9 protein-coding genes and 1 pseudogene are annotated in these 7,925 nt (G+C 68.1%); 5 read left to right on the forward strand and 5 right to left on the reverse strand.

Going from position 1 to position 7,925, the window contains the following annotated elements; translation table 11 throughout:
- The 4 genes and pseudogenes from VF662_RS04775 to VF662_RS04790 form a co-directional block, all read left to right on the forward strand.
- Positions 1-555, forward strand: a pseudogene (locus tag VF662_RS04775) (hypothetical protein); the annotation flags it as partial.
- A gap of 81 nt (positions 556-636) precedes the next feature.
- A complete protein-coding gene (locus tag VF662_RS04780) occupies positions 637-1,242 on the forward strand; it encodes a DUF6445 family protein (protein ID WP_464138316.1) in 606 nt (201 codons plus the stop codon).
- 197 nt (positions 1,243-1,439) lie between these two features.
- Positions 1,440-2,342 carry a hypothetical protein gene (locus VF662_RS04785; protein WP_464138318.1) on the forward strand — a complete coding sequence of 301 codons (903 nt, stop codon included), beginning with the start codon at positions 1,440-1,442 and terminating at the stop codon, positions 2,340-2,342.
- A 143-nt stretch (positions 2,343-2,485) separates the two neighbouring features.
- Entirely contained in the window at positions 2,486-3,154 is a 669-nt protein-coding gene (locus VF662_RS04790) for an energy transducer TonB (protein WP_464138320.1), read from the forward strand.
- Positions 3,155-3,185: 31 nt separating this feature from the next.
- Here VF662_RS04790 and VF662_RS04795 read toward each other — a convergent pair whose 3' ends face one another.
- The gene (locus tag VF662_RS04795; RefSeq protein WP_464138322.1) at positions 3,186-3,599 is read right to left on the reverse strand and encodes a DUF1801 domain-containing protein; all 414 of its coding nucleotides are present in this window, start codon (positions 3,597-3,599) and stop codon (positions 3,186-3,188) included.
- Between the two features lie 137 nt (positions 3,600-3,736).
- On the opposite strand from VF662_RS04795, the gene VF662_RS04800 reads away from it, so the two are divergent.
- A complete protein-coding gene (locus VF662_RS04800) occupies positions 3,737-5,017 on the forward strand; it encodes a hypothetical protein (RefSeq protein WP_464138324.1) in 1,281 nt (426 codons plus the stop codon).
- Between the two features lie 52 nt (positions 5,018-5,069).
- Here the strand turns inward: VF662_RS04800 and VF662_RS04805 are convergent, their stop codons facing one another.
- From VF662_RS04805 to VF662_RS04820, 4 genes are all read right to left on the reverse strand, one after another.
- The gene (locus tag VF662_RS04805; protein WP_464138326.1) at positions 5,070-5,420 is read right to left on the reverse strand and encodes a hypothetical protein; all 351 of its coding nucleotides are present in this window, start codon (positions 5,418-5,420) and stop codon (positions 5,070-5,072) included.
- A gap of 87 nt (positions 5,421-5,507) precedes the next feature.
- On the reverse strand, positions 5,508-5,951 hold the full coding sequence (locus tag VF662_RS04810) for a surface-adhesin E family protein (protein WP_464138327.1): 444 nt from the start codon (positions 5,949-5,951) through the stop codon (positions 5,508-5,510).
- Between the two features lie 149 nt (positions 5,952-6,100).
- Positions 6,101-6,856 (reverse strand): hypothetical protein, encoded by a 756-nt coding sequence (locus VF662_RS04815; protein WP_464138330.1) that lies wholly within the window; start codon positions 6,854-6,856, stop codon positions 6,101-6,103.
- 106 nt (positions 6,857-6,962) lie between these two features.
- Entirely contained in the window at positions 6,963-7,676 is a 714-nt protein-coding gene (locus VF662_RS04820; protein ID WP_464138332.1) for an SIMPL domain-containing protein, read from the reverse strand.
- Between the last annotated feature and the right edge of the window lie 249 nt (positions 7,677-7,925).

Raw genomic sequence — 7,925 nt, forward strand, 5'->3', positions numbered from 1 at the left:
TTCGCCCGCGCCTGGGACGCCGCCCGCCACCATGCCGGCGGCTTCGTCGAGGACCTCGCCTTCGAACGCGCGATCGAGGGCGTGGAGCACAATGTCTACAACGAATATGGCGAAGTGGTCTGCACCAAGCGCGTCGTGAACGACCGCCTCCTCATGTTCCTGCTCCGCCATCTGAAGCCGGAGCGCTACGGCGCCGCGGCGCACGCCGAAGCCCCGCCGCCGCCGCCGGAGCCGGTCGAAGAGAGCCTCACTGCGCTGGAGCCCTCCCTGCCGGCCCCGCCCGAGCAGCTGCTCGGTCCGGAAGAGCTCGACTGCGCTCTGCAGGTCGCCGACATCGCCGACGGCAAGCTGCCCCACTTCTACTCCGAGCAGCGTCCGGCCAAGTCGCCCAAGCGGCTGGAGGCGGAGGCGCGGGCCGAGCAGGAGAGACGCGGCGAGGCGGCGTGGGACAAGTCGCAGCAGGGCGGCGAACTCAGCCAGGAGGAGTTCGCCGACATGTGCCGCTTCCTCGACCCCGCCGGCCGCTCCGAACGGCCGCGAAAGCTCTATAGGTGAGAACCGAGTGTGAACTTAGCGCCGCGGGAGCCGCCGGAAACGGCTTGCCGCCCGGGCCGCAACCGTCTTCAAGGAGGGGCAATGCTTCCGTCCTTCATCATGATCGACGATTTCTTCGCCGATCCGCACGTGGCGCGGCGCCAGGCGCTCGCGCTTCGCTACGATCCGGCCTTCAAGGACGGCAATTATCCGGGCCTCGTCTCGGATGCGCCGCTGCCGGTGCCGGGGCTCGACGAGCATGTCTCCCGCCTCATCGGCCGCAACGTCCGCCCCGCGCCGGGCACGCTCCACGGCCATTGCCGCCTCACCCTCCGCTCCGACCGAGGCGCGAGCGGCGTCCATGTCGATCCGGCTTTCTATTCGGGCATCCTCTACCTCAGCCTGCCCGAGCATTGCCGCGGCGGCACCGACTTCTTCCGCCACCGCCGCACCGGCCTCGACCGGGTTCCGGCGGACGCGGGCGGCATCGTCGGCAGCGGCTATGGCGACGTCAACGATCTGATTGAGGAGGTGGTCAACAAGGACACGCTGAAGCCCGCCAAATGGGAAAAGACCTTCACCGCCCCGATGCGCTTCAACCGGCTGATCCTGTTCAGCCCCTGGATGTTCCACAATTCGGGCCCCGGCTTCGGCGATGGGCCGGAGAACGGGCGGCTGGTGCAGCTGATGTTCTTCGCGGCCGCGTGAGGGAGGGCTGAAGCATCACCGCTCCTCCGTGCTACACGCAAACACCTCCCGCCGTCCATGATGGCTGCACATCGGGCATTCAGGGATAGTTCATCGAACGCGTCGGATTACATGTGTAGTCGATTGCGTGAAGCCGGCGCGGATCGGGGGCGGTCAATCAGCTCTGCGGCCCGTGCCCATCGATTGGGGGAATTTCGATGCGCCATATCTTCGGCACCTGTCTGACTGCAGCAATCCTCGCCCTTGCCGCTCCCGCCGCCGCGCAGGACAGGCGCCCTCCGCAGGAGGCCGAAGGCCAGGAAATCGTCGTTCGCGGAATGAAGGACCGCGACCGGCAGGTCCGCGACTTCGTCGACGCGCTCGCCAAGGCGCCGATCGGCGGCCAGATCAGCCGCTTCGAGGAGGAGGTCTGCCCCGCCGCGATCGGCCTTTCCCCCGCCCAGAACCTCAAGGTCGCCGCCCGTATGCGCGCCGTCGCCGCGGCGGTCGGCATCCGCGTCGCGAAGGAGGGCTGCTCGCCGAACGTCTCGATCATCGTCGCCCAGGACAGGGACGCGATGGTGAAGTCGATCCGCGCCAAGTGGACCGACCCGCTCGGCGACCGGGTCAAGGTGCCGAACGACGGCGGCAAGGCGGTCGCCTTGCACCTCGAGGGCCGGCTCGACGCCAACGGCATCCCGTCCGCCGTCCAGCAGGAAACCGGCGACGGCCGATCGGGCTACTATATCAACGAGGTGGCGGACGGTTCCTCGCGCATCCGGCCGTCTTCGCGCCCGCACTTCCTGGGCTCGATCCTGGTGGTGGAGCCCGCCGCGATCGAGGGCCTGACGACGACTCAGCTGGCGGACTATGCGGCCATGCGGCTGCTTGCCCGAACCGATCCGTCGCGGCTCGCCAGTTCGGCCGCGCCCACGATCCTCCAGATCCTCGATGCGCCGATGGACAGCTCGGTGCCGCTGACTCTGACGAGCTGGGACTTCGGCTTCCTGAAAGCGCTCTACGGCAGCGGCGAGGGGCGCTACGCGAACCAGCAGCGCAACGAGATGCAGCGGCTGATGACGAAGGAGCTCGACAAGTCGCAGAAGGGCGGCGGCGAATAAGACCGGGCTTCACCGCTCCGGACCCGATCGCGGCCGGACGCGCCGCTTGATCCGCCGCCCGGCAGGGGCGCGCCTGCCCGGCGGCCGGTGACGCAGCAAGCGGAGCGCTTGCGGCTCCTGCGCGCCCGCCGTAACCCGCTGATATGACGAAGATCATTCCTCTGGCGGCGGCACTCCTTCTGGCTCTCTCCGCTCCCGCTTCCGCCGCCGATCCGCAAAAGCCGAAGGCGACGCCGACGCGCGCTCTCGCCAATCTCGCCACCTATTTGTCGGACGCCGACTACCCGGCCGAAGCCATCCGCAATCAGGAGCAGGGTACCGTCGGATTTCTGCTTCAGGTCGGAAGCGACGGCAGGCCCACCGGCTGCTCGATCACCAGCTCCAGCGGCTCATCTTCGCTGGATGCCGCCACCTGCCGTCTGATGGTGAGTCGCCCTCGCTTCCAGCCCGCTCGCGACGCCCGCGGGAACGCAATCCCCGATCAGGTATCGGCGCGCATCACGTGGAGGCTCCCCAAACGCGAGCCCCGCCCGCGCTTGGACGCGGCGTTCACGCTCTGGAGCATGTGCGTGATGGGGGAAGCCGCAAGGCACGTGCCCGGCGCCCTGCCTCCGAGCGAGGTCACAAGAAGATCCTTCGTCCCCTGTGCAGCTCTGGAAGCGATTGTTGCAGAGGAATCCGAGCGGACGGCGCCTGAGAAACTGCGCGGTGCCATGGCCGAGACGATCGAGAAGGCCCTTCTCCCCATGCGCGACCTTCTCCTGGCCCCACCGGCGCCCGGCGCGCCCGTGCCTTCCACGCCGCAGCAATAAGCCGCAGCGGCGACGGCTTTCACGCCGCTGCCTAGGCCTTGGCGGCCCGGCGGGCCCGGTTCAGCGCCGCCGCCTCGCGGATCAGCGCCTTCAGCGCCTCGCCGTCAATCTCCTCTCCATCGCGGATGTCGATCGCGCGGGTGGCGTTGCCCTCCAGGCTGGCGTTGAACAGGCGTGAAGGATCCTCGAGCGAAGCGCCCTTGGCGAAGGTGAGCTTCACTTTGTCCTTGTATGCCTCGCCTGTGCAGATGATGCCGTCATGCTCCCACACCGGCACTCCGTCGGGGTTTGACGGCTTCCGCCATTTCACCGCCTCGACGATCTCGGGGTCCGCCTCCCGGATCAGCGCCCGCACCCGCGCAAGCGTCTCGCCCCGCCAGCCGCCGATCGCCGCGATCCGGGCATCGATCAACCGGGAGGGAGAGTCTTCGTCCGGTACCGCCATCGCGCCCGCTCCTTTCGACGAATCTCTATCCTGTCACTCGGCGTCCGGACAAGCTTGGATAGGGCACAAAAGAAAATGCTTGGCGGATGCAGTCCTTGGCCGCTACACAGAGCGCGGGGATTAAAGCGAGGGAAATCATGAGTTTGCGTATTCTCGTCGCCGGCCTTCTGGCCGGCGCTTTGCCGTTGCAGCCTGTTCTTGCGCAGGCGACCATGATGGTGCCGTATGGCGGCGCCAATCCGAAGCCGGTGCCTCAGAAGCCGGTGCCCGGTCCGAAGGATTCGCCGGAAGAGATTGCGGAGGACGCCGCCCGCGACCTTAAAGACAGCCGCTTCTACAACAAGCCGGGCGCCACCCGCGCCCAATATGATGCGGATTGGCAGGAATGCCGGCTGATTGCGCGGGGGTCGCGGACCCCCTCGGGCACGGTGCCATATTTCTACAACCCGGCCGTGATCTCGCCGGTCGCCGCCGACGCGGGAGGCGCCCTGGGCGGACTTATCGCGAGCGCGATCATCGAGGGTCAGCAGCGCCGCGCCAACCGCCGCAACTGCCTGCTGATCAAGGGCTGGCGCCTCGTCGAGGTTTCGGACGCCGAGCAGGCTAAGGTGGCGGCGATGACCGACGATCAGCGGAGCGCCTATTTCGACACAATCGTCGGAGCGGCGAGCGTGAACGGGGAGATCACCGAGCGCACCAGCTTCGCCATGGAAGCGGATCCCGAGCTGAAGCTCGATGCGCCGGTGACCGGCCCGAGCACCGTCTTCCTCGGCAAGAAGGCCGACGCGTCGGTGCCGCTGAAGCTGGCGCCGGGCGAAGCCGCAATCGTGCTCGGCTATCGCCGCCCCGGCGGCGAGAGCGCCGGCCGTTCGGGAGCGGTCTCGCTTTCGCGCTACGACGTCGAGAAGCGCGACCTCGTCTATCAGCCGAGGGACTGGAAGAAGAAGGGCGACAAGACCACCTACCTGCTCAACGCGGCGAGCGCCGACCGAAAGGCGGCCTACGAGGTGCAGGTGCTGAAGGTGACGCCCGGCGACTATGTGATCATGGGCACGTCGGTTGGGCCGAATGTGCCGATCACGACGTCCAACTGCTTCGGCGCGCCGACCTTCCACGTCGGCGAGGGCGAGGTCGTCTATCTCGGCGACTTCCTGCCCTATATGGGCCAGAAGCTGTCGACCGGTGATAAATTCTTCGGTCTCGCTTATTCGTTCCATGCCGAGGATGCGCGCTCGGCGCTCGCGGGCAAGCAGGCGGCGCTCGCCGCTGCGCTGAAGCCGGCGGTGCTTCGCAACCGGGCCACCTATGCCTGCTCGGCGATCAACATGGACCGCTGGGACGTGCCGGGCGCCGAAGCGCTCGCCGATCCGGAACCGCAAGTGGAGACCGCCGCCAACAGCGAGGCGCAGGGCAGCTGAGGCGCACGAGCGGGCGGCGCCAATCGCGCCGTCCGCTCACGCGCGACCGGCTTCAGCCGCTCTTCGGCCGCGCGAAGCGGGTGTAGAGCAGGATCGTGATCCCGACGATGATCGGCACGACGCTCGCCCGCATCATATCGCTCTGCCGCTCCGGATCCGTCTCCAGCGCGCCGAGCAGGAGCAATGCAACGGCAAAGGCGATGAAGATCCAGCCGAGCAGGGCATCGCCCCAGGGCTGGCGCGAATCGAGCCGCTCGGCGAGCAGCGGGATGCTCCCCGGATCGCTTCGCATCGCCTCCCGGATGGTGCGGTTCAGCATCCCGGTGGCGATGAGGCGGGTGGTGAGGCTCACCACCAGCACGATCATCATGAAGGCCGCTATCGGCACGAAAAGCTCGACCATGCCCATATTGCTCTCCCCTGTCCCGCGGCTCGTCCCGGCCGCTGCAGGTGAGAATGCGCCCTCGGGGGCCGCCGGTCCAGCCCCGCGCTAGCGGCGGCCGGGCTTCGTCCGCGGCCGGAGGTCGCAGGCGGCTCTGGCAACCATTTCGCCGGTCGTGCCGGGCGTGGCCGGCCCGAGCCGCGACAGGGCCGCGCTCTCCGCCTCCCGGATATCGTCGATCACCGCGCCTCCGGCATCGACCGTCACCGCGGCGAGCACCGTCGAAAGCCCTTCGCCGCAATCGATTGCGAGCAGCTGCTTCTCCTGCACCGTCCCGTCCTGCCGGGGCTCGGCGAACGAGGTACGCCACCAGGCGCGCGTCAGCCCTTGCGACGTGAAGATCGAGCTCTTGTCCACCTCCACCGGCCCGCCGTCGACATAGGAGCCGACCCGCACCCATTCCGGCTTCGGGGGCGCCTTTCTCGAGGGCGCCGCTTCTGCGGGGCCGGCCGCGAGAGCCGCCCCGGCGGCAAGCATCAATATCGTCTTCATATCACCAGCCCTCCTGCTGCACGGCTTCCCTTTGGAGGCCCGGCTTCGCGGGTCGATGGCGCCGCGACGAGGGCGGCGAATCCTGCGGCCAAGAAGAAAGGCGCTCCGGACCGGCCGGAGCGCCTTCCCTCATTCCGGTGATGGTGCCGTTAGCGGCCCATGCCGTAGACGCGGATCACCGTGTTGGTGCGGGCGTCGATCTGGTAGATCTGGCGCCCGTCCGAGCGGTAATAGACGCCGTTGCCGTCGCGATACTGATAGCGATATTCGCTCGGCACTGAATAGAGGTTGCCCGAGACGCGCTGGCCGACGCGGAAGCCGCCGCAATCGTCGCGGCCGATCACCCGATCGATGACGCCGCCGAGCCCGCTGCGGCTCTCGCACACTTCGTCGGCATCCTGGTAGGGGCCGCCCTGCCCGTAATAGCCGCCGTTATTGTAGCCGCCATTGTTGTAGCCGCCGTTATTGTACCCGCCCTGGGCGTAGCCGCCATTGTCGTAGCCGTCGTCCCAGCTGCCGTAGCGGTTGTCGTCATTATAGCGGCCGCCGTCGGCAACGCGGAGCTGCTGGCGAACGGAGCGGAGCCGCTGCTGCAGGTCCTGCCGCTCCTGCTGGGAGAGGCCGTTATAGCTATATTGCCGCTCGAGCTGCCGCAGCTGGCGCAATTGGGAGCGGATGCTCTGCGCTTCCTGACGGTCGATCGCGCCGGACTCGATGCCGGCCCGGAGGCGGGCGTCTAGCTGGGCGATGCGATTGCCGATGGCGACGCCGCCGCCGGCGTTCACGTAGCCCTGATTGCCATAGCCCTGATTGCCATAGCCCTGGGTGCCGTAATTTTGCGCCGCTGCGGGCGCCGCCACTGCGAGCGCCGAGCCCGCGATCATCAAGGTGAGAAGCTTTTTCATTACAGATACTCCACAAAGCCCCTCCGCTTCGCACCCTCAACGAACGAGCGGCCAAGCCGTTGCGCCGGCCGCTCCCGCTGTTCCCCGCAAAGGCCGTACCGCCCCGTCAGTCGGCCAGTGCGAAGTCTGCGCGCACCCGCACCTCGCTTGCGTTCATGCCGGGTCGGAAGGGCGGCGCGGACTCCTGCGCAGGGGACGCGACCTCGTAGGCGGCCGTCGCATCGCCGTAATGGGCGATGGGGCCGCCGTCGCCGCCGTCGCGGATTGCGAGCACCCGGGCCACCTTCAGCCCCGCCGCCGCGGCATAGGCCTCCGCCCGCTGCCGCGCCGCCTTATAGGCTTGTGCGTATGCGGAGCGGCTCGCGGCCTCGGGGTCGGCCAAGCTCAGATTCGGGCCGGAGACGACGTTCGCTCCCGCCTCCGTGGTGGCGGCAACCGCCTCGCCGACTCGCTTCAGGTCCCGCAGCCGCACCTCGACCATGTTGTTGGCCTGAAAGCGTCCGCGCTGCGGCCCGTAGCCGATCCGCGACAAGGTGATCTGCCGCGTCTGGATATCATCCGCCTTCACCCCAAGCCGCTCGAGCGCCGCCGCGACGCGGTTCATGACATCGGCATTGCCGCCGCTCGCCGCCGCCGCGGTGGCAGCGATGGTCTCGACGCCGGCAGTGAAGCGCGCCTGATCCGGCCGCGTGTCGGCGCGCCCGGTCGCGACCACCTGCAGCAGCACTTCCCCGCGCTCCACCCCCCGCGGATCGGGCGCGGAATGGCCGCAGGCAGCCAGGGACAGGAACATCGGGACGATCACCGGCAAGCTACGCATCGCACTCTCCTTGGTCGCCACTCCAGCGGGCGCCTGAGTGGAACATCTCATGTGACAGTATATCATGCAAGCCTCTTTGGCCGGCGCGGCTTTGCAGCTATGGCATGCCTCCTCCGGCCTGGAGCAGAAGGATGCAGCTGCCGATGATCGACAAGACCATCCCCGTCTCGACGATCGCGCATCTCATCCAGCTGTCGATCGCGCCGGTCTTCCTGCTTGCGGGTATCGCGGGGATCCTGAACGTGCTCG

Origin of the sequence: Allosphingosinicella sp., from assembly GCF_036387215.1 — a bacterium.
In the GTDB taxonomy this organism is placed as follows: Bacteria; Pseudomonadota; Alphaproteobacteria; order Sphingomonadales; family Sphingomonadaceae; genus Allosphingosinicella.